The organism is Actinomadura chokoriensis (assembly GCF_041463665.1).
GTDB classification, from domain to species: domain Bacteria; phylum Actinomycetota; class Actinomycetes; order Streptosporangiales; family Streptosporangiaceae; genus Spirillospora; species Spirillospora chokoriensis_A.
Map to the genome: position 1 here is coordinate 122683 of NZ_JAXCEJ010000002.1, position 21416 is coordinate 144098.

At 72.2% G+C, this 21416-nt stretch carries 19 protein-coding genes; 7 read left to right on the forward strand and 12 right to left on the reverse strand.

All coding sequences use genetic code 11. The annotated features are described in order from the left end of the window. Nucleotides 1-62 precede the first annotated feature (62 nt). From SM418_RS03915 to SM418_RS03930, 4 genes are all read left to right on the forward strand, one after another. Nucleotides 63-1304, forward strand: coding sequence for a LeuA family protein (locus SM418_RS03915; protein WP_371939119.1), 1242 nt, complete (start codon nt 63-65; stop codon nt 1302-1304). Nucleotides 1305-1343: 39 nt separating this feature from the next. Continuing rightward, on the forward strand, nt 1344-2762 hold the full coding sequence (locus tag SM418_RS03920) for an SWIM zinc finger family protein (protein ID WP_371939120.1): 1419 nt from the start codon (nt 1344-1346) through the stop codon (nt 2760-2762). A 74-nt stretch (nt 2763-2836) separates the two neighbouring features. After that, nucleotides 2837-3379, forward strand: coding sequence for a methylated-DNA--[protein]-cysteine S-methyltransferase (locus tag SM418_RS03925; protein WP_371939121.1), 543 nt, complete (start codon nt 2837-2839; stop codon nt 3377-3379). A 38-nt stretch (nt 3380-3417) separates the two neighbouring features. Beyond that, the gene (locus SM418_RS03930; protein WP_371939122.1) at nt 3418-3993 is read left to right on the forward strand and encodes a TetR/AcrR family transcriptional regulator; all 576 of its coding nucleotides are present in this window, start codon (nt 3418-3420) and stop codon (nt 3991-3993) included. A gap of 43 nt (nt 3994-4036) precedes the next feature. On the opposite strand, the gene SM418_RS03935 is transcribed toward SM418_RS03930, so the two are convergent. The 6 genes from SM418_RS03935 to SM418_RS03960 all read right to left on the reverse strand — a co-directional run bounded on the left by SM418_RS03935 (nt 4037) and on the right by SM418_RS03960 (nt 7684). Next, on the reverse strand, nt 4037-4948 hold the full coding sequence (locus tag SM418_RS03935; RefSeq protein ID WP_371939123.1) for an oxidoreductase: 912 nt from the start codon (nt 4946-4948) through the stop codon (nt 4037-4039). 133 nt (nt 4949-5081) lie between these two features. Continuing rightward, nucleotides 5082-5570, reverse strand: coding sequence for a glutathione peroxidase (locus SM418_RS03940; RefSeq protein WP_371939124.1), 489 nt, complete (start codon nt 5568-5570; stop codon nt 5082-5084). A 126-nt stretch (nt 5571-5696) separates the two neighbouring features. Continuing rightward, entirely contained in the window at nt 5697-5852 is a 156-nt protein-coding gene (locus SM418_RS03945) for a hypothetical protein (RefSeq protein WP_371939125.1), read from the reverse strand. 180 nt (nt 5853-6032) lie between these two features. Continuing rightward, nucleotides 6033-6191, reverse strand: coding sequence for a hypothetical protein (locus SM418_RS03950; protein ID WP_371939126.1), 159 nt, complete (start codon nt 6189-6191; stop codon nt 6033-6035). Nucleotides 6192-6276: 85 nt separating this feature from the next. Further along, nucleotides 6277-6570, reverse strand: a complete 294-nt coding sequence (locus SM418_RS03955) for a hypothetical protein (protein ID WP_371939127.1) — start codon at nt 6568-6570, stop codon at nt 6277-6279. Between the two features lie 22 nt (nt 6571-6592). Next, entirely contained in the window at nt 6593-7684 is a 1092-nt protein-coding gene (locus SM418_RS03960; protein WP_371939128.1) for an LCP family protein, read from the reverse strand. A gap of 235 nt (nt 7685-7919) precedes the next feature. Between SM418_RS03960 and SM418_RS03965 the strand changes: the two genes are divergently transcribed. Further along, nucleotides 7920-9872 carry an ABC transporter ATP-binding protein gene (locus tag SM418_RS03965; RefSeq protein WP_371939129.1) on the forward strand — a complete coding sequence of 651 codons (1953 nt, stop codon included), beginning with the start codon at nt 7920-7922 and terminating at the stop codon, nt 9870-9872. Here SM418_RS03965 and SM418_RS03970 read toward each other — a convergent pair. Continuing rightward, complete coding sequence (locus tag SM418_RS03970; RefSeq protein WP_371939130.1) at nt 9869-13423, reverse strand: AAA family ATPase; 3555 nt, start codon at nt 13421-13423, stop codon at nt 9869-9871. The genes SM418_RS03965 and SM418_RS03970 overlap by 4 nt on opposite strands. Before the next feature lie 189 nt (nt 13424-13612). On the opposite strand from SM418_RS03970, the gene SM418_RS03975 reads away from it, so the two are divergent. Further along, nucleotides 13613-13948: an STAS domain-containing protein gene (locus tag SM418_RS03975; RefSeq protein ID WP_371939131.1), complete on the forward strand. Its 336-nt coding sequence runs from the start codon at nt 13613-13615 to the stop codon at nt 13946-13948. A gap of 13 nt (nt 13949-13961) precedes the next feature. Here SM418_RS03975 and SM418_RS03980 read toward each other — a convergent pair whose 3' ends face one another. The 5 genes from SM418_RS03980 to SM418_RS04000 all read right to left on the reverse strand — a co-directional run bounded on the left by SM418_RS03980 (nt 13962) and on the right by SM418_RS04000 (nt 19578). Continuing rightward, complete coding sequence (locus SM418_RS03980) at nt 13962-14762, reverse strand: SGNH/GDSL hydrolase family protein (RefSeq protein WP_371939653.1); 801 nt, start codon at nt 14760-14762, stop codon at nt 13962-13964. Nucleotides 14763-14850: 88 nt separating this feature from the next. Beyond that, a complete protein-coding gene (locus SM418_RS03985) occupies nt 14851-15450 on the reverse strand; it encodes a GTP-binding protein (protein WP_371939655.1) in 600 nt (199 codons plus the stop codon). A gap of 40 nt (nt 15451-15490) precedes the next feature. Beyond that, on the reverse strand, nt 15491-15955 hold the full coding sequence (locus SM418_RS03990; RefSeq protein WP_371939132.1) for a DUF742 domain-containing protein: 465 nt from the start codon (nt 15953-15955) through the stop codon (nt 15491-15493). 30 nt (nt 15956-15985) lie between these two features. Next, the gene (locus SM418_RS03995; protein WP_371939133.1) at nt 15986-16432 is read right to left on the reverse strand and encodes a roadblock/LC7 domain-containing protein; all 447 of its coding nucleotides are present in this window, start codon (nt 16430-16432) and stop codon (nt 15986-15988) included. Next, nucleotides 16429-19578: a sensor histidine kinase gene (locus SM418_RS04000; RefSeq protein ID WP_371939134.1), complete on the reverse strand. Its 3150-nt coding sequence runs from the start codon at nt 19576-19578 to the stop codon at nt 16429-16431. Before SM418_RS04000 ends, SM418_RS03995 begins: the two co-directional genes overlap by 4 nt. An 842-nt stretch (nt 19579-20420) precedes the next feature. Between SM418_RS04000 and SM418_RS04005 the strand changes: the two genes are divergently transcribed. Then, the gene (locus SM418_RS04005; protein ID WP_371939135.1) at nt 20421-21401 is read left to right on the forward strand and encodes an ABC transporter substrate-binding protein; all 981 of its coding nucleotides are present in this window, start codon (nt 20421-20423) and stop codon (nt 21399-21401) included. The last annotated feature ends 15 nt before the right edge of the window (nt 21402-21416 follow it).

Genomic DNA, 21416 nt, shown 5'->3' on the forward strand with positions numbered 1-21416 from the left:
CGTCCCTGATGTTGATTATCGTCAATATTGATACATGTAGATGACAGTGTCAATCTGAGCGCATGCCTCAGATTCATTTCCTGGACGTCACCAACCGCGACGGCGTCCAGACGGCCCGGACCGGGCTGTCCAAGTTCGGCAAGACGATGGTCAACTTCTACCTGGGACGGCTCGGCGCGGCGCAGTCGGAGATCGGCTTCCCCTTCCTGTTCCACGAGGTCCCCTACGTGCGGGCGCAGATCGCGCTGGCGGAGGCGGGCGCGTTCGGCGACCTGCGGCTCTCCGGCTGGTGCCGGGGCGTCGCACAGGACGTGGAGAAGGCCGTGCGAGTGCGGGCCGGGGACACGGGCCTCGCGCACTACAACCTGTCGATCTCGACGTCCGACTACATGATCGCGAACAAGTTCCGGGGCCGGCTGGACCGCGACGCGATCATCCGCGAGATGGCCGCGGCCGTCCGCGCGGCCAAGGCGGGCGGGGCGCGGACCGTCGGGGTCAACGCCGAGGACGGCTCCCGCACCGACGACGGCTTCCTCAAGGAGTTCGCCTCGGCCGCGAAGGAGGCCGGCGCCGACCGCGTCCGGTACTGCGACACCATCGGGGGCGACACGCCCGACCGGATCAGGAAGCGCTTCGCCGAACTGGCGGCCGCCGTAGAGATGCCTGTCGAAACCCACTGCCACAACGACCTCGGCTTGGCCGTGGCCAACTCCATCAGCGGCGCGCTCGGCGACCTGGAGGCCGGCCAGGACGCGTGGATCAACACGTGTGTGAACGGCATCGGCGAGCGGTCGGGCAACGCCGACCTGCTGTCGACGATCCTCGCCTTCCGGCACGGGTTCGGGCTGGAGGAGCGCGGCATCGAGATCGGCGACCCGATCGACCTGTCGTGGGCGCGGCGGTTCGCGCTGTGGGCCAGCTACGCGTTCGGCCAGCCGCTCCCCTACAACCAGGTCGGTGTCGGACGTAACGCGTTCGCGCACGAGTCCGGCATCCATGCGGACGGCGCCCTCAAAGACCACGGCAACTACGAGCTGTACGACGAGGAGACCCTCGGCCCGTTCCCGGACGACTGGCACACCCGTCCCGGACGCGTCGTCCTCACCGGCGAGTACGGCGGCAAGGCGGGCTTCAGGCACGTCATGGACGGACTGGGCATCGACCCCGCCGACGAGGACCTCGCCTTCAAGCTCGTCCAGCTGTGCAACGCCCAGACGGGACGGCCGCTGACCGACGACGAACTCCGCCTGATCGCCGGTTACCCGCGCGAACTGGCCCTGCTGTTCCCAAATCAGATCGACTGATCTCAGGATCTGTCCGAGGCGGGCTCTACGTTGTCGGGCATGGCGAGCAGCACGGTGGCGGCCGGGGCCGCGCAGTCCTACACGTACACGCGACCGTCCGGGCTGGACGCGGGGCTTCTCGGCCTGTCCACGTCCGGCGGGACGACGAGCAGCGGGCCGAAGGCGCATCCGCACTTCTTCAGCGGCGTGCTCACCCAGGCGGCGCCCGCCGCGGCGGGCCTGCTCGCCCTGGCCGACGTCGCGCAGACCCGGTACTTCCAGCCGCGGCCGACGTCCTTCCGCGATCCGGTCGTCACGTGCAACGGCGACCGGATCCGGATGGAGTCGTTCTCCGCCTGCGGCGGCGTGTACGCCAGGCTGGACGTGCTGGAGCCCGCGCTGGACGGCGACGTCCACGAGCGCGGCACGACGAACGTGGACGTCAACGGCCCCCTGCGGGAGGCCCTCGCCCGCGTGGGCGGGTCCGATCCGCTGCATCTGGCGGTCGGCGCCGAGGAACTGGCCGTGACCACGATGGACGGCGCGGTCGTGGAGAAGAAGGTGCCGCTGCCCGACCGGTGGCTCCGGGGCTTCGCCGAGGTCCAGGTCATCACGGCCCGCTTCGATCTGCGCGGTGAAGTGAAGGGTGCCGACGCGGTGCGGTTCCTGCGGTCCTTGCCCAAGCGCGCGAGGGAGGCGCTCTGGGCGGTGCCCGCCGGGCGCACGCTGCGGGTCACGTCCAGTCCGGCGCCCGGCGCGGTGTGCCTCGCCGGACCCGACCGCCTGCGGACGATGCTGCCGCTTCTCCGCTTCGCCCGTGCCATGCGCGTGTACGGGCCGTCCGTCGCCGACGGCAGCGGCCCGGTTTCGAGCGTGTGGGAACTGGAACTGCCCGGCATGCGGTACGTCCTCACCCTGTCTCCCCAGCATTCGCGCGGTTTCTCCGGCGAGGGCGCCGTACTGGAGGACATCTCCACCGACGAGGCCGCGGGAGACGCCGACCTGCTCGGCGCGCTGCTGTCGTTCGAGCCGCGCGTGGAACCCGACCTGCTCGCCGAGCGCTCCGGCCTCGGCCTCGCCCGGACGAAGGCGGCGCTGACCCAGCTCGGGACGTCCGGCCGCGTGGGGTTCGACACCGCCGAGGCCGCGTTCTTCCACCGGGAACTGCCGTACGACCCGGCACGCGTTGCCGCCCTCAACCCGCGGCTGCGCTCGGCGCGCGCCCTCGTCGAGGACGACGCCGTGCGGTTCACGGCCGACGGCAGGGCGATCGTGCTGAGCAACGGCGGCGAACGGGAGGTCCGTTTCGACGGCGACCGTGTCACCTGCACCTGTCCATGGTGGTTCGACCACCGGGGTGAGCGCGGGCCGTGCAAGCACGTCCTCGCCGTCCGCATCGCCCGCCGCGACACCGAACAAAGGGCCGGGCAGACCACCGGGCAGACCGACGAGGCCGGTTCGCGCGCCCCCGCAACCTGAGTGCGCTCCCCGGTGTTGACGAAGATGTCGGTCCCGCATGGGAGGCTGAAACCCCCGGGAAGGAGCGCTGCACGATGACGGAGACACTCGCGTTCGGCACGGTCGACACCGTGCTCGGCCGGCTGCTCGTCGCCGAGACCGAGACGGGCGTGGTCGCGCTGCACTTCCGCGACACCCCCGCCGCCCGCGCCCGCACCGCCAAGGCGACCGGCCTGCCCGTCGTGGACGCGCCCGCCCGCCTCGCCCCGGCCCTGTCGGCGCTGCGCGACTACTTCGCCGGCGACCTGAAGGGCTTCGAGGTCCCGATCGACTGGCGGCTCACGTCCGACGCCCAGCGGCAGGTCCTCACGACGCTGCACGAATCCGTCCCGTACGGGAGGGTCGTCACCTATGGCGAGCTGGGCGACCGCAGCGGTACCGGCGTCCACGCCCAGGTCATCGGCCAGGTCATGGGGAGCAACCCTATCCCGCTGATCGTCCCCTGCCATCGCGTCGTGGCCTCCAACGGCCTGGGCGGCTACAGCGGCGGCTCCGGCGTCGAGATCAAACGCTGGCTCCTCACGCTGGAGGGCTCCCTCCCCGCGACCCTCGACTGGGACATCGCCCGGGCCCCGTGAACTTACCGACGATCAGTCGGAAACCCTAGAATGGGCGGGTGCCGAAGATCAGTGAGGCGACCGTCGCCGAGCACCGGGCCCGGCAGCTGCGGAACCTGCTGGACGGGGCGCGGTCACTCGTGGCCGAGGAGGGCATCGAGGCGCTGTCGCTGGCGGCGCTGGCGCGGCGGGTCGGGCTGTCGCGGCCGAGCCTCTACGAGTACTTCCGGTCGAAGGACGATCTCGTCGCCGCGATCGTCGAGGCGGAGCTGCCCCGGTGGGCGTCCCTCGTCGAGGACGCGCTGGCCGGGGCCTCCGGGCTGGACGGCAAGGTCGCCGCCTATGTCCGGTGCCAGCTGGAGGTCATGACGGACGGCCGGCACGCCGCCGCCGTCGCGCTGGTCGAGCACGCGCTCGCCGAACCCGCGGTCGACCGCATCCGGGCGGGGCACGCTCAGCTGCTCCGCCCGCTCGTGGCCGCGCTGGAGGCGGGCGGCGTCGCCGAGGCCGAGCTGCGGGCGGAGCTGATCCAGGGGCTGGTCGACGTCGCCGCCAGGCTCGCGCAGCGCGGGCCGTCCGATGCCGAGACCGTCATCGAGGCGACGCTGGCCCAGGCGATCCGGGGGCTGGGCTAGAGGCGGTCCGAAGCCAAGCTTGAGGGGCCGGGGCCGGGGCCGGCTAGGCCGGGGCGGGTGCGTAGGTGACGCCCGTGAGGGTTTCGGAGACGTCCCAGAGGCGCTCGCCCAGGCCGGGACGGGCGGCCTGCGGGGGCGTGACCACCTTGCCGGGCGCGCCCCGGTACTGGAGCAGCCGGGGGCCGTAGCAGGCGCCGCCCTCGACGTCGGCCGTCGCGGCGTAGAGGGACGGCAGCGCGCCCGCGGCGGCGGACTGGGCGATCACCGCGTTGCCGATGCCGGTGACCTTCTCCATGAGCGTGTTGCCCTGCATCTTCGGCCCGGCCTGCTGGAGGTTCGTCGCGGCGTAGCCGGGGTGCGCGGCGACGCTGGTCAGCTCGGGGACGCGGCGGTCCAGCTCCTTGGTGAAGATCAGGTTCGCGAGCTTGGCCTGCCCGTAGGCGGTCCACTTGCGGTACCGGCGCTCGCCCTGCAGGTCGTCGAAGTCCAGCCGACCCGCCCAGGCGAAGCCGGAGGTCACCGTCACGACACGGGCCGACGGGGCGGCGCGCAGCGCGGGCAGCAGCAGGCCGGTGAGCGCGAAGTGGCCGAGATGGTTGGTGCCGAACTGCATCTCGAAGCCGTCGGCGGTGGAGCGCCGCGGCAGCGCCATGACGCCCGCGTTGTTGACCAGGATGGCGAGGGGAGCGTCGCCGTGCCGGGCCGCGAAGGTCCGGACGGACGACAGGTCGGCGAGGTCAAGCGAGCCGAGCGCGATGTCGGAGTCGGGCGCGGCCGCCTTCATGCGGTCGAAGGCGGCCTGCCCGCGTTCGGCGCTGCGGCAGGCGAGCACGACGGACGCGCCGTGCCGCGCGAGCTGGAGCGCGGTGTGGTAGCCGATGCCGCTGTTGGCGCCGGTGACGATCGCCCGCCGGCCGCGCAGGCCGGGGATGTCGTTCGCGGTCCATCCGCGCACGGGAACCTCCACGTCATGTCGCGGACCTCAAAAGTTAGACGTGTCCTTGAATAGAGGGCAACGGCTTCGCGATGTGGCGCAATTCACAGCAGGCCGGGCGCGCCCTCCGGGACGCCGGAGGGCGCGTCCGCGCTCAGGAGGGGAGGTTCTGCTCGATGGCGGCTGTCACCTCGGCGGCCTCCGGTTCGGTCTGGGGCGCGAACCGCGCCGCGACCGAGCCGTCCGGGGCGATCAGGAACTTCTCGAAGTTCCACCGGATGTCGCCCGTGTAGCCCTCGGCGTCCGGGGCGCCGACGAGGTCCTGGTACAGCGGATGGCGCTGGTCGCCGTTGACCTCGATCTTCTCGGTCAGCGGGAAGGTGACGCCGTACGTCGTCGAGCAGAACTCGGCGATCTCGTCGGCGGTGCCGGGTTCCTGGCCCATGAACTGGTTGCAGGGAACGCCGAGGACGGTGAAGCCGCGCCCCGCGAACCGCTCCTGCAGCCGCTCCAGGCCGGAGTACTGCGGGGTGAGGCCGCACTTGGAGGCGACGTTGACGACGAGCACGGTGGTGCCCCGGTACTGCGCGAGGTCCGCGGAGCCGCCCCGCAGACCGTCGATCTCTACGTCGAAGACAGACATGAGGCCGATCCTAGGAGATCACTCCCGCGATCGGCCCCGTCCGCTCCGATCAGACCCGCCGGCGCCGGACGGGGGACCCGCGCCGCCGACCCTGTTCACCCGCCCGGGTTCGTCACCCCGGGCGGGTCACTTGCCCAAGGCGTTCACGAAGGAGGCCAGCTGGTTGCCCGCGTTGCCCAGCTGGTCGAACGCGTTGTTGACCACTCCAGCCGCATCCGTCGGTGAGCTCAGCAAGTAGAAGATGACGAAGGCGATCGCCACATAGCGGATGTTCTTCTTCATCGGTACGCCGTCCCTGGTTGTAGCGCGCGACACAATCGACCCGATGCAATTGTGCCCAGCCGCGTCTGCCCGCAAAGCGCGATTTTACTGTGACTTGGGGGCCACCGCTTGGTGGCCCCGCCCGCCGGGAACGCGTAGAAGCCCCGCACCACCGGGGGTACGGGGCCGGGGTGCCGTCCGTCAGTTCGGGATCGCGCTCATGAACTGCGACAACGACTCCGCCGCGTTCCCGAGCCCGCTCAGGGCGTTGTTGACCAGACTCGCCGCCCCCTCGGGCCTGCTGATGACGTACCACGCCAGGAAGGCCATGGCGGCGATCTTCATGTGCTTCTTGTTCACTTCAACCACCCTCTGCGGTCGCTTACTCACCCAGAGTAGTGCCCAGGGGTGGCCGGACGGAGATCAAGAGGGGGTAAAGAGACCGTCAGGTCCCGTTGGCGTGCGCGGCGAGGTACTCGATGTACAGGGGCCTGAGCGCCTCACCCACCTCGCCCTCCCCCGCGTGCGTGAACTCCTCCAGCAGCGACAGCCCGTGGAACAGGTCGAACTCGGCGCGGTCGACCTCACCGGTGGCCGCCGCCGCGGCCGGGATCGCGCGCAGCAGCTTCCACAGGAAGCCGACGTCCCGCCGCTCCCTGGCGAGGTCCATCGCCCGCTCGTGCAGCTCCTTGGAGGTCAGCTCCTCCAGCTTCGTGCCGTTCGGCGTCACATCGGACATGGTCCGACCTTAACCGGACGGGTCACTTGGTGATGACATCCTGCGGGATCGGCTGGTCCTGCTTCAGCGCGCCGAAGAGCTCGGACGCCTTCGCCCTGTCCCACGTGATGTAGGACCCGACGGCGGAGCTTCCGCTGCCCCCGATCGGGACGGTCGTCGTCACGCCGCCGCCACCGCTCACGCCCTTCATCGCCCACATCATGCGGACCAGGTCGTACAGGTGGTCGTTCTCGTCCACCAGGAAGTTGCTGGTGGCGTTCATCGCCAGCGGGATGCTCCGGAACGGGTTGAGCATCGTCCCCGGGCTCGACGCCTTCTTCATCAGTGCGGCGAAGAACTGGCGCTGGTGCTCCACGCGTTCGAGGTCGGCGCGGGCGTAGGCGCGGGTCCGCACGTAGCCGAGCGCCTGGCCGCCGTCCAGGGTCTGGCAGCCGGCCTTGAGGTTGAGCCCCGCCTTGCGGTCCTTGATGTCGTCCTTGACGCAGATGTCCACGCCGCCGACGGCGTCCACCACGCCCACGAAGCCGCCGAAGCCGATCTCGGCGTAGTGGTCGATGTGGACCCCGGTGGCCTTCTCCACGGTCTGCACGAGCAGCTTGGGGCCGCCGAAGGCGAACGCGGCGTTCAGCTTGTTCGACCCGCGGCCCGGGATCGGGACGTAGGAGTCGCGCGGCAGGCTGATGAGGGACGTCCCGCCGGAGCCGTAGTGCAGCAGCATCATCGAGTCGGTGCGGCGTCCGCTCGCGAACCCGGTGGCGAGCCGCTTCTGGTCGGCCTTCGACAGGCCCTCGCGGCTGTCGGACCCGACGACCAGCCAGTTGGTCCCTGGCGTGTCGGCGATGCGGCCCGGATAGTCCACGAGGACCGACTCCCGCTTCAGCCGTGAGTCCAGGTAGAAGTAGCCGCCCACCATGACCAGCAGAAGCACGACCACGATCGCGCCGAGCACCCGCGGCCAGCGGCGCCCGCGTCGGCGCCGGACCGCCGCCCCGCCGCGGGGGCCGCCCTGGTCGAGCCGCCGCCCGGCGAGCTGGTCGCCTGCGTAGGGGTCCGCGTACGGATCGTACGGATCCCGCCCGTAGGCGGCGTGCTGGTGCGCCCGGCCGTCGTTCATGCGTAGACCTTAGACAACCCGGAGGGTGCCGTGCGTCCATCCCGCGCATGATTCTCCATCGGAACAAATCACCGCGCTATGTGACAGATGAAGCGGACACCGTCCCCCTTACGGCGCACACTGCCCCTGGCGGGAGTACGAGAGCAGGACACGCGAAGGGCGGCGCATGGGTGCGGGACGGCGTTTTTCCAGGTCATTCAGGCCACGAGGGACGGACCGGCGCCGCCGTCGCCGCGTGGGGCCGCCGCCCGATCCGGGCCTGCCGGAAGTGATCCTCTCCTGGCACGCGCGGGACAGGGAACTCACCGAGACGAGTCTTGGCACGATCGCGCGGCGGTTCCCGGCGACGATCCTCCAGGCGGCGCGGCTCGCGTGGCGGGCGAGCCGCGCCGACACGATCACGACGGTCTCCCTCAACGTGGCCGCCGGGTTCTTCACGGCGTTCTGGCTGCTGGCCACGACCGGGGTGCTGACCGCGCTGTTCAGCGCGGCGCCGACACCGTCCCGGGTCCGCGACGCGCTGCCGTCGCTGGCGCTCGTCGCGGGCGCGGTGACGCTGCGGGCCGGGCTGCAGGCGGGCGCCGGGTGGGCGCAGGCGCGGCTGGAGCCGCAGGTCGAGCGGCTGGTCGAGCTGCGGCTCTACGAGGCGACGACCGCGGTGGACATGACCGCGCTGGACGACTCCGACTTCCTGGACGAGCTGAAGCGCGCCCAGGGGCGCGGCATGGCGTCGGCGCCCATGGTCGTCCAGCAGGCCGTGGACGTGCTCACCGGCGCGATCGGCATGATCGCCGCCGCCGGGACGCTCGGCGTGCTGCATCCGCTGCTGCTGCCGCTGCTGCTGCTGACCGCCGTCCCGGAGGGCTGGGCGTCGCTGCGCAGCGCGCGGATGCGGTACCTGATGATGCTCTCCCTGATCGGGGTGACGCGGCGCAAATGGATCCTGTCCGAGCTGATGGTCGACCGGGTGCACGCGGCCGAGGTGCGGTCGTTCACGATGCGCCGGTTCCTGCTGAACCAGTACGACCGGTCCGCCTCCTACCAGCGGCGCGTCGAACTGGACGTCGCGCGCCGCCAGCTGGTCGTGAAGGTCACCGGCGACATGCTGAAGGGCGTCGCCACCGCCCTCGTCTACGTCGCGCTGGGGATCATGCTGTGGCGGGGGTCGGTTCCGCTGGCGGTCGCGGGCACGGCGGTGCTCGCGATCCGGTCTGGCCAGTCCTCCCTGGCCAACCTCGTGTTCGCGGTGAACCGGTGCTACGAGGAGGGCCTGTACTTCGGCGACTACGTCCGCTTCTGTGACGCCGCCGAGAAGCGGATCCCGCACCGTGCCCTCGCACCCGCCCCCGCCGGGGAGGAGCGCAGGCGGCTGCCGGACGACTTCGCGCACATCCGCGTCCGCGACGTCGCGTTCACCTATCCGGGCGCGGACGCACCGTCCCTCAGCGGCGTCTCGCTGGACCTGCGCAAGGGCGAGGTGGTGGCGCTCGTCGGCGAGAACGGCTCCGGCAAGACCACCCTCGCCAAGATCATGGCGGGCCTGTACGACCCGGACGCCGGCGAGGTCCGGTGGGACGACGTGCCGCTGACCACCGTCCCGCCGCAGGACGTGTGGGAGCGCATCGCCGTCATCGCGCAGGACTACACGCACTGGCCGATGACCGCGCGGCAGAACATCACGATGGGGCGCGGGCGCGACCACGCCGACGGCGACGCCGAGGATCCGGCGATGCTCGCCGCCGCCCGCGCCTCCGGCGCCGAGGAGGTCGTCGCCGAGCTCTCCCACGGCTACGGGACGCTGCTGGACCGCCGGTTCAAGGGCGGCGCCGACCTGTCGGGCGGCCAGTGGCAGCGGCTCGCGGTCGCGCGCGGCTTCTTCCGGGACGCGCCGCTGCTGATCTGCGACGAGCCGACCGCCGCGCTGGACGCGCGGGCCGAGCACCAGCTGTTCGAGCGGATCCGCACGCACGCCGACGGCCGGACCGTGCTGCTGATCACGCACCGGCTCGCCAGCGTCCGCCACGCCGACCGGATCTACGTCCTGGAGCGCGGCAAGGTGATCGAGGAGGGCGACCACGCGGCGCTGATGGCGCGCGGCGGCCTCTACGCCGACCTCTACTCTCTCCAGGCCGCCGCCTACGGGGCCGGCGGCCCCCGGGCGCAGGCGGGCCAGACGTCGGCGGGCTAGATGTAGAGGCCGTACCCGCCGTCCTCCGCGCGGGGCGGGGCGTCGGGCAGGTCCTCGGGGCGCAGCAGCCCCACCTCCGCCGGGGCGACCTCGCGGCCCTCGTCGTCCTTGGCGGTGATGCGCTGCGCCTGCCGGGAGATCGCCGCCTCCAGCATGTTGCGGGCGAGCCGGGCGTTGCCGAACGACGCGCCGCGCGGCTGGGCGGCCACGCGGTCGCGCAGCGCGTCCAGCACGCCGGCCGCGAGCGCGAACCCGGCCTCCGCCGCCATGAACTCGAAGATCGTGACGAGCTCGTCGTCGGTGTAGTCGGGGAACCGCAGCGTCTTCGGGAACCGGGACTTCAGCCCCGGGTTGGCGGCGAGGAACCGCTCCATCTCGGCGTCGTATCCGGCGACGATGACCACCAGGTCGCCGCGGTGCTCCTCCATCAGCCGCAGCAGCTCGGCGATCGCCTCGCGGCCGAAGTCGCGCCGGTCGCCGCCCTCGGACGACAGCGCGTACGCCTCGTCCACGAACAGGACGCCGCCGAGGGCGCGCTCGACCGCGCCCCGCACCCGCGGCGCGGTCTGCCCCACGAACTCGGCGACGAGGTCGGCGCGGGTGACCTCCACCAGGTGCCCGGACGACAGCAGGCCGAGCCGGGCGTAGACGGCCGCGATCAGCCGCGCGATGGTCGTCTTGGCCGTGCCCGGGTTGCCGCTGAACACCATGTGCCGGGCCGGGGACGCCGGCGACACCTTGGCGTCGCGCCGCAGCTGCTCGGCGCGGACCTCGGCGACCAGGGCGGCCACCTCCCGCTTGATGTCGGCGAGCCCGATCAGCCGCTCGACCTCGGCGAGCGGGTCGCCGGGAACGTCGTCGCGGCCGCGGGTCAGCGTGTCGGGGACGTCCTCCAGCAGGATCACGTCGAGGGACTCGTCCTCGTCCACGATCCCGTCGGCGAGGACGCGGCGGCCCTGCATCGCGACCGCCCGGTCCAGCAGGTTGGTCATGATGCGGACGTTGCCGAGCCCGCGCTCGCGCGGCGCCGCCTCGACCAGCGCGCGGACCTTGTCCAGCACGCCGGGCGCCAGCTCGAACCCGGAGTCGGCGGCCTTGGCCTCGAACACCTCCACCAGCTCGGCGTCGGTGAGGTCGGGGAAACCGATCGTGCGAGGGAAGAACGCGGCCAGGTCGGGGTGGCCCTTCAGCAGCCCGTTCATCTCCGCGCGCGGGCCGGTCAGCACGACGACGAGGTCCTCGGTGTGCGCCTGGACGCTGGTCAGCAGGACGTCCAGCACCTCCCGGCCGCGCGCCGCGTCGGCCGACACCGACACCAGCGCGTGCGCGTCGCGCACCAGCAGGACGCCGCCGTGCGCCTGCTCCACCGCGCGCCGCACCCGCAGCACGCTCTCGCTGGCGTACTCGCCGAGCAGGTCGGCGCGTTCCACCTCGACCAGGTGGCCGGACGACAGCACGCCGAGGTCGGCGTAGATCCGGCCGAGGATCCGCGCGACCTTGCCCTTGCCCGTGCCGGTGTTGCCGGTGAAGACCAGGTGCCGGGGGCGCGCCCGCGACGTCATGCCCGCCTCCTGGCGCAGCCGCGCGGCCTTGGCCTCGGCGATCAGCGCGTCGACCTCGCGCTTGACGGGCCCGATGCCGACGCAGGCGGCCAGTTCGGCGAGCGGGTCGGTCTCGGCGGGACGGCCGGCGATGAGGCGCTGCGGCAGGTCCGCGACGGTGACCTCGACCGGGTCGTCCCCTCGCGCGCGGGCGGCGGCGACGGCCTGGCCCGCCATGTGCTCGGCCAGCCGGGCGCCGCGCAGGTTCAGCAGCGGCGGGGTGCGGCGCAGCAGCCCCCCGGCGGTCGCCGCGGCCTCCGCGTCGACCCGGGCGCCGCGCCGCGCGACCGCCAGCGTGAACAGCTCGGCGAAGTCGTCCTCGGCGAAGTCGCGGGTGCGGGCGACGTCGAACGCCCGCACGAGGGCGGGGTTGGCGTCGAACAGCCGCCGGTCGCCGCCGGGCCGGCACAGCGCGATGACGTTGAGCGACGGCGCGCGGGCCATGAGCCGCCGCAGCTCCTCGACGGCGGCGGCCCCGCAGCGCTCGCTCGCGGCGAGCTTCTCCAGGTCGTCCACGACGAGGAGCATCCGCCCCTCCAGGCAGTCGCGGACGCGGGCCTGCAGCCACAGGACGGCGTCGCTCACACCCAGCGAGGCGAACACCTGGTCGGAGATCCACAGCGCCTCCCGGACGGCGCCGCGCTCGGCCAGCAGTTCCTCCGCGATCTCGGCGGCGGTGCCCTTCCCGGTGCCCTCCGGGCCGGTGACGAGCAGCCGGACGGCCCGCTCCCCCGCCAGCCGCGCCGTCACCGCGTCCCGCAGTGCCCGGGACAGCTCCGGCTGCCCGACGAGACCCGGCTCCGGCACCTCCGTCCGTTCGGGACGCTCCGCACCGGCATCCTCCTCCGGCCGGCCCGCGCCGAACGACAGCGTGTTGAGGACCCGCCGGGCGCTGAACAGCCGCCGCAGGTCGGCCTGGAACGGGCGCACCGGCACGCGGGCCTTCGGGCTGGCCGCCGCGTCGGGCAGCCCCTGGACCGCGCCGGTGACGCGCACGGCCATGTCCAGCCAGGCGCGGGCCGCGTCCGCCTCCCCCGCGACCAGGCCCCGCGCCAGCCACGCGCGGACGTCCTGCTGCCACGCCTCCGCCGAGAACCCCTCGCGCGCCGCGCGGAACCGTTCCTCCACGTTCTCGTAACGGGTGGTGCCCAGCACGACCGCAAGCTCCGCCGGGACGACCGGCGCCTCCGCCGCCAGCAGCAGCCGGGCCAGCGCCACGTCTGGTCCGTCCCCGTCGGCGACCGCCCCTGCCAGCCGCTCGTGCGCGGCGTCCAGCCCCTGGCAGCTCCACCCCAGGTACCCGACCGGACCCGCCAGCTCCGGCAGGACGGCCAGTTCCTCCTCGGTCAGCGCGGAAGCCCAGGCGTCCTCCAGCCGCCGGTTCGGGACGGTCATGTCGACCTCGCGCAGCACCGGGTCGGCGGCGCGCCGGTCGAACAGCCCCATGAGCGCCTTCCGGCGCCGCTCGACCGGCTCCAGCCCCTCGAACACCTCCAGCCCCGCGCGGGCCAGATCGAACATGACCGCGCGCCGCTCCGGGTCGTCGCCCGCCGGCTCGGGCAGCCACAACCCGGGCGGGCGCCACCGCCCGCCCTGCGTGAACCACGCGGCCGGATCCCGGACCGCCGACTCCGGCGTCGCGAGGAAGTCCGACAGCAGCTCGTAGTCGACGTCGCCGCGCGACCCGCCGCGGACCGCCGACGCCCCCAGCAGGAACGTCAGCAGCGACCACTGCTCGGCTCCCGCCGCGCTGGTGCCGTCCCCGTAGAAGTCACTGAGCTGCCGGGTCAGCACGACCGCGCGCTTGTCGGTGTTGTAGGCGACCGCTCGCTCGCGGATCTCCTCGTAGAGACCGTCCGGCACGCGCCAGGGACCGTGCGCGTACACGTCCAGCACGGGCTCCTCGGTGAGCAGCACTTCGAGATGATCCGGCAGCCGGGGGGCACTCACGTGAGTCCTTCTCCTACGCAGCGACGGGGCGTACTCGTCCGACAGCACCCTATGACCCGGCAGGAACGGGCACACCCCCGTCGCGCGGCGGCTTGGCAGGCGGGCCGCCGTCGGCGATAGTTGTCACATGGAAAACAACGGTCGGACGACCCTCCGGCCGGTGCTGTGCTCACAGGAGGGGAGCCCCCCGTGCCACCTTTGGAAGTGACCACGCGGTCGGACGGCGGGCGCACCGTCGTCCGACTGAGCGGAGAACTCGATATCGCCTGCTCGGAAGACCTCCGCAGGGATCTGAACGCCGCGCGCAGGGAGCACGGCGAGCACCTCGTCCTCGACCTGGCCGGGCTCGAGTTCATGGACTCCAACGGCCTGTCCGTGATCGTGGACTGCTACAAGGCCGCGACCGCCGCGGGCGGGAGCCTCACCCTCGCCGGCCCGCGCCCCATCGTCCGCCGCGCCCTGGAGATCACCGGCCTGCACCGCCGCATTCCGGTCACCGAAACCCTTCAAGAGGCGCTGCTCTAGCCCGGGGGCACCCTCAATGACGCGGGCACTCGCGGTCGATGGACAGGAGATCCGGCGTGGGGCGCTTGGGGGCCCGGCCGTCGCCGGAGGAGCGGCCGGTGGCGCGGCGTCCTATCCACGGGACGAGGTAGGTCCGCGCCCAGTGGACGTCCTCGCGGCGCATGGTGAGCCAGTCGGCGCGGTCCAGCGGCGGCCACGGCTCCCGCCAGTCCCCCTCGACGGGGACGCCGATGACCCCGGCGACCAGCAGCGCCATGCGGCGGTGGCCCTCCGGCGAGAGGTGGAGCCGGTCCTCGTGCCAGGCGCGCGGGTCGTTGAAGGCGCGCAGCGGCCACAGGTCCACGACGTCGCAGCCGCGGTGGTCGGCGATGGCGCGCAGGTGCATGTTGTAGGTCGCCGCCTTGCCCCGGATGCGCGAGCCGGAGCGCAGCCCGCGGGTGTCGAAGCCCGTGAAGAGCACGACCCGGGCGCCGGTGCCGCGCAGCCTGCGGACCGCGTCGTCGAACACGACCGCGAGCGCGTCCGGGTCGGCGCCCGGACGGATCATGTCGTTGCCTCCGGCGCACAGCGTGACGAGGTCCGGGGCGAGGTCGACGGCGCGCGGCACCTGGTCGTCCACGATCTGGCGGACGAGCTTGCCGCGGACCGCGAGGTTCGCATAGCGCAGGCCGGGGTTCCGCACGGCGATGTGCTCCGCGAGCCGGTCCGCCCAGCCGCGGAACACCTCGTCCTCGCCCGGGTAGGGGTCGTTGAGGCCCTCGGTGAAGCTGTCACCGAGGGCCAGATACGTCCGGATTTGCTCCATTTCGCGCATCGCGACCCCCAACACGGATTCATGGTCGATCACGTGGATTGACCATGCATGGTACACACGACCTACGCGACCGTGACCATCGCTCCGGCTAGGTCCAGCTCGGGGACGTGGTCCCGGGCCGCTGCGCCGGCGCGGCGGCCTGCGACCCGCCCGCGTGCACCGTCATCGCGTGCTTCACCAGCGTGATCAGCACCTGCTTCGTGGACTCGCGGCTGCGCGCGTCGCACTGGACGATCGGCACGTGCGCGCTGATCGACAGCGCGTCGCGGATGTCCTCGACGGCGTACTGGAACTCGCCGTGGAACCCGTTGACGCCCACCACGAACGGCAGGCCGAGCTCCTCGAAGTAGTCCACCGCGGCGAAGCAGTCCTCCAGCCGGCGGGTGTCGACCAGCACGACGGCGCCGATCGCGCCGCGGACCAGGTCGTCCCACATGAACCAGAACCGGTGCTGCCCGGGCGTGCCGAACAGGTACAGGATCAGCTCGCTGTCGAGCGACACGCGCCCGAAGTCCATCGCGACCGTGGTGGTCGTCTTGTCCGGCACGGCCGACAGGTCGTCCACGTCGGCGCTGGCCGCCGTCATCACCGCCTCGGTGGTGAGCGGCATGATCTCCGAGACGGAGCCGACGAAGGTGGTCTTGCCGACGCCGAAGCCGCCACCAACGACGATCTTGACCGAGGTCAGCTCGGCCTCTCCGCCGTGCGGCCCTGGGGCCGGGACCTGGTCAGAGCTTCCGAAGGCCACTGAGCACCCTTTCTAGCAAGCGGAGGTCCGGCTGTCCGCCGGCGGTGGTTGCGGGCTGCGACTGGTGCAGGCGCAGCAGGCCCTCGACGGCCATGTCGGCGACGAGCACGCGCGCCACCCCGAGCGGGAGGCGCAGCAGCGCGGACACCTCGGCCACCGAGCGGGCGGACCGGCACAGATCCATGATCGCCCGGTACTCCGGGGTCAGCACGGCCACGTCCCTGGGCGGATACGGCGCCGCGGTGACCAGCGCCTCGATGGCCAGGTCGTAGCGCGGCTTCGTCCGGCCCCCGGTCACCGCGTAGGGGCGCACCAGCGAGCTGGTGTCGCTCTCCTCCCGCTCGGGGGGCCGCCCCTGCGCCGGTGCACGACCGTGATCACCGGGCCAGCGTCCGGAGCCGCCCGGAATCCCGGGACCGCCTCCGTAGTGACTGCCTCGATCCATGTCGCCGACCTCCGTCAGAGTCAGTCACGGTCAATAGCGGGCGGGGCCGGCGCCCATCTCGGTCACGGACGGCCCCGAGTACGGGGGCTGCTCCTGGGCGCGCAGCGCGGGGGTCAGCACCCGGCCCACCCGGTCCACGAGCAGCGTCATCTCGTACGCGACCAGCCCGAGGTCGCAGTCCGGCGCCGCGAGCACGGCGAACACCGACCCGTTCGTGATGGACATCACGAACAGGAGCCCGCGGTCCATCTCGACGACGGTCTGGTTCACCCCGCCCGCGTCGAAGATCTTCGCCGCGCCCTGCGTCAGGCTCATCAACCCCGAGGCGATCGCCGACAGCTGGTCGGCGCGCTCGGGCGGGAAGCCCGACGAGTACGCCATCGGGAGCCCGTCCGAGGAGACCACGACGGCGTGTGCGACCTTCGCGACACGGTCCGCGAAGTTCGTCACCAACCAGTTGAGATCTTGCCCGCTCACCGCGTGCCTCCTGTCTCGCCGTCACCCTGTGACGGAGTCTCACCTGACGTGCTCGCGTCGCGTGCCTCGTTGCGTCCCCTGTGGACGCCGCGCTGCAGGCTCGCGAAGCGGTTGCGTACGACATCGGCCGTCTGGCCGTAACCCTGCTGGCCCTGCGCCGGCTGTCCGGGCATCTGCTGCCCCTGCGGCGCGGGCGGCGCCTGGCCGGGCCCGCCCGGCGGCGGCCCCGCGGGCGCCTGCTGCGCGCGGCCGACGGCTCCGGGGACGCGGTTCTTGCCGGGCACCCGCTTGGGCAGGCCCACGGTCGTGCGCGACGTCGCCACGGGCTGGCGTGCGGCCTCGGCGGCGCGGAACCCGGCGTCCGCCGGCGACTCCCAACCCTTCACCGGATCCTCCCCGGACGTGCTCCCCGACCTGCGCTGGAACCATTCGGACTGCATCGCGTCGAAGATCGGGGAGCGCTCGGGCACCCGCGGAGCCTTCGGCTCCGAACGCGCGGGCGGCGGAGGCGCGGGGGCGGGCGGTTCCGGGAGGTACTCCTCCGGCGCGTTCGGCGCGGGCATCGGCGGCGCCGCCTCGGCATAGCCGCCGACAGGGCCGCCGACAGGGCCGCCGCCGACCGGGAGAGGCCCGGTCTCCCACGGGATCTGCCGCGCGGCGCCGGGCTCCGGCACCATCGGCTGGGCCTCCGGGACGACGGGCTGCGGCCCGGTGCGGCCGCCCGGCCGGAAGCCGCCGTTGCTCGCGTTGGGGCCGCGGTCGGCGGGCTCCTGGGGGCGCTCGTTGCGCGGCTGGAACAGGCCGTTGGAGGCGCCGTCGTCGGACGGGCGGTCCGGCAGGTGCCGGCCCGGCTCGCGGACGGGCAGCTCGCCCGGCCGGCGCGGCGGCTGCCGGTCGCCCTGCTGGTAGGGGTCGTCCGCCGGGCGGTGGCGGTCGCGCGGCGGGCGCCGCTCGATGGGCGGCGGCGCGACCGGCTCGGCACCGGAGAACGCGCCGCCGACCGGGATCGGCCCCGTCTCGTTGATGATCGGCTGGGCGTCGGTGCCGCCCCGGACGGACCGCAGCGGCCCGGTGCCGCCGATCATGGGGCGCGGGCCGGTCCCGCCCGTCGGCGCGCCGTAGCCGTCCTGCGGGAACGCGCCGCTCGCTCCGGCGGGCGGCTCGGCGGCCGTCGTGGTGAGCGCGGCGAGCTGGCCGTGCGAGCCGGACTCGCGCGGCCCGAGGCCGGCGCGGGCGCCGATGCCGCCGGACTCGCCGGGCGAGACGGCCGCGTCCGGCAGCACCACGAACGCGGTGAGGCCGCCGCCCTGCGCGGCGCGCAGCTCGACGCGGATGCCGTGCCGGACGGCCAGGCGGCCGACCACGAACAGGCCCATGCGGCGGGCCGCGGAGAAGTCGATGACGGGCGGGTTCGCGAGCCGCCAGTTGGCCTGCTCCAGCTCCTCGGGCGACATGCCCACGCCGTTGTCGGTGATCTGCAGCATGCAGCCGCCGCCGCTGAGCATCTGGCCGGAGACGGTGACCTTGGTGTGCTCGGAGGAGAACGCGGTGGCGTTCTCCACCAGCTCGGCCAGCAGGTGGACGAGGTCGTTGACGACGGGTCCGGCGACCGCCATGTCGCCCTGAACCCGCAGCGCGACCCGCTCGTACTGCTCGACCTCGGACAGCGACGCGCGGACGACGTCGATGAGCGGGACGGGCTTGTTCCAGCGCCGCACCTGCTCCTGGCCGCCGAGCACGAGGAGGTTCTCGGAGTTGCGCCGCATGCGGGTGGCCAGGTGGTCCAGCCGGAACAGGTTGGCGAGCTGCTCCTCGTCGCGCTCGCTCTGCTCCAGCTCCTCGATCAGCCGCAGCTGGCGCTCGATGAGCGACTGGCTGCGCCGGGAGAGGTTGACGAACATCGCGTTGATGTTGCCGCGCAGGACGGCCTCGTCGGCCGCCAGCCGGACCGCCTCGCGGTGGACCTCGTCGAAGGCCCGCGCGACCTGGCCGATCTCGTCGGTGGAGTCGATCTCGATCGGCTCCACCTCGATGCCGCCGGCCGCGGCCTCGGGGTCGCGCAGCCGGTCGACCAGCCCCGGGAGCCGGGTGCTGGCGACGTCGAGCGCGCCGGCCTGCAGCCGGCGCAGCGGCCGCACCAGCGACCGGGCCATGACGACCGTGACCAGCAGGACGACGGCCAGCAGCACGGCGATGATGATCGCGTCGGTGATGGAGGACGTCCGGGCCGCCGCGCCGCGCTCGTCGCTCTGCGCCCGGATGTCGCTCGCCAGCTGCAGCTCGACCTGGCGCATCTTGTCGATCATGCTGGTCATCGAGTCCCGGATGACCCTGGTCGAGCGGGCGGTGCCGAGCGAGGGGAGCAGCGGGCCGCCGGACGTGCCGGCCCCCGAGATCACTCGCTGCCGCACCTGGCGGGCCTGGTCGATCTTGGTGCCGACCACGGTGTCCTCGTACAGCTGGGTCTGCTCCAGGGTCGCCGAGTCGCGGAAGGCCGCGAGCTCGCTGTCCTCCTGCGCGCGCGCCGCCCGGAGCTCGTCCAGCTCGTCCGCGGCGAGGCGCTTGGACCGCGCGCCGGTGAGGAGCAGGGCCCGCTCGCGCGAGACCGCCTCCTTGGCCCGGGCCAGGGCGCCGAGCGCACGGCTCGACTCGGCGAGGGCGCCGTCGGCCGCGCTCTGCGAGATACCGTCGAGGATCGCGATCAGCTCGTTGGTCGCCTCGGTGTACTTCTGCAGCACGATGAAGGCGGGGACCTTGGTGCCGACCACGAGCGAGCGCAGTGCCTTGACGCCGTCCAGGCGGCTCAGCACCGTGCGGGCGTCGCGGACCGCCTCCGAGCCGTAGGCCGCGTTGACCGCGGACGCGGCGGCCCGCACCGGCTCGATCTGGGCGTCGGTCCGGCGTTCCTGGGCCTGCAGCTCCGGCAGGAGCGCCGCGGCGCGGTTGGCCGCGCTGTACTCGACCGCCAGGTCGCGTTCCGTCGTGAAGTCCTGGACGAACCGGGTGATTCCCTCCCCGAGCTCGGCCATGTGCTTGACGCGTCCGTACGTCTCCGCCTCGCTGACGGAACTGGAGATGCGCACCCCGGCGAGCACGACGGCGGCGACCGTCGGCACCAGGATCAGCACGATGAGCCGCTGTGGCACACGCCAGTTCCGCAGGCTCAACCTACTGCCTGACCGTGTCGAACGGTCCGACTGAACCTTGACCTTACCTGGTCGAGGACCGTCGCGACCTTCGTCGCTTGGTTGCATCCGCCGCTAACACCCTCTCCACACGATGTCGCACTCTCCGTGGCCTCACAGTCGCGCAGGGTTAAAGCGACATCACCTCCACCCTCGGCGCACGACATTGCAGCACATTCCCGGATAGGCCGCAAAGGACCATAGGACAGCGGATAAAGAGCAATGCGGTGATCGTGAGTTTATGCCCGTATGTCCGTTTTCCTGAGCATGGACGATCACGGAGCGTACCGGTGCGGACCGTCACAGGATGGCCACATCACGTCACAGGCGCTGCTGACTCCACTCCTTCGGCCCGCCGGGCACGAAGAGCGCATCGCGACCGAACCGTGATCCATCACGCTCCGAATTGGAATGGCAATGGATTGTCACCATAACCCGGCAATCCCTGGCCGGCGGGAATGGCGGCCGGCTTTGCGGGCCTATTGGACACTTTATTCGATAGTGCTGGAACCCCGGCGCCACGGGGCCTCCCGCGCCCCCGGGCGGTCCCGCCCGGGACACGCCGGTGACCTGGCCGGGCAAGTCGCGCCGCCGCGGCGGCCGCGGTGCCGGACCGGCCGGTAGGACACAAGAGAGTCACGCAATTCGGAGCTAAACCACGCAAGTCGCACACTTCGCGATACTCTCCCTCGAACGTGATCTTCAGGCGTGGCGGTGTGGTGGCTACAGTCGTTCCCCTGGCTCGCATGGCCCCGGCCTACAGCCCTGCCGAAGCAACTTCCCCCGCGAGTTAAGGAGTGCCGATGCGGCAATCCCTACGTCTTTCAGCACTGGTCAGCGCTCTCGCCCTCGTCCTGTCCGCCGCCGTGGGGTGCGGCGACTCGGACGACTCCGGCGGCGGTAAGGGCCTGGAGAAGAGCACCGTGACGGTGGCTGCGCTCCCGCTCGCCGACAACGTGGCCGTCTACATCGCGCAGAAGCAGAAGCTGTTCGAGGAGGAGGGGCTGAAGGTCGAGATCAAGCCCGTCCAGCAGAGCACCCAGGCCATCCCCGCCCTGATCAAGGGCGACGTGAACGTCATCGCCGGCGCCAACTACGTGTCGTTCCTGCAGGCCAACGAGAAGGGCACGCTCAAGCTCAGTGTCCTCGCCGAGGGCGCCACGCTGGCCTCGCACACGTTCGACCTGCTGGTCATGCCCGACTCCAAGATCCGTGGCCCCAAGGACCTCGAGGGCAAGAAGGTCGCGGTCAACATCCTGAACAACATCCAGTCGCTGACGCTGGACGCGATCCTCAAGGCCAACAACGTCGACCCGTCGAAGGTCGAGTACGTCCAGGTGCCGTTCCCGCAGATGCCGACCGCGCTGCAGAAGAAGCAGGTCGACGCGATCCACGCCGTGGAGCCCTTCATCTCCGACACCGAGAAGAAGCTCGGCGCCCGGGTGGCCGTCGACGGCGGCACCGAGCCGGTGACCGACCTCCCGATCAGCGGCTACGTCAGCACGCAGGACTTCGCGAAGAAGAACCCGAAGACGGCCGCGGCGTTCCAGCGCGCCATCATCAAGGCGCAGAAGCTCGCCACCGGCGACCGCAAGATCGTCGAGCAGGCCCTGCCCACCTACACCAAGATCGACGCGAAGGTCGCCGGCGTGATCACGCTGCCGGGCTACCCCACCTCGCTGAACTCCACCCGCATGCAGCGGACCGTGGACCTCATGGTGGCGGCCGGCCTGCTCAAGCAGAAGCCCGACATGAAGTCGATCCTCTTCCAGCCGACGGCCTGACGGCGAGCACTGATT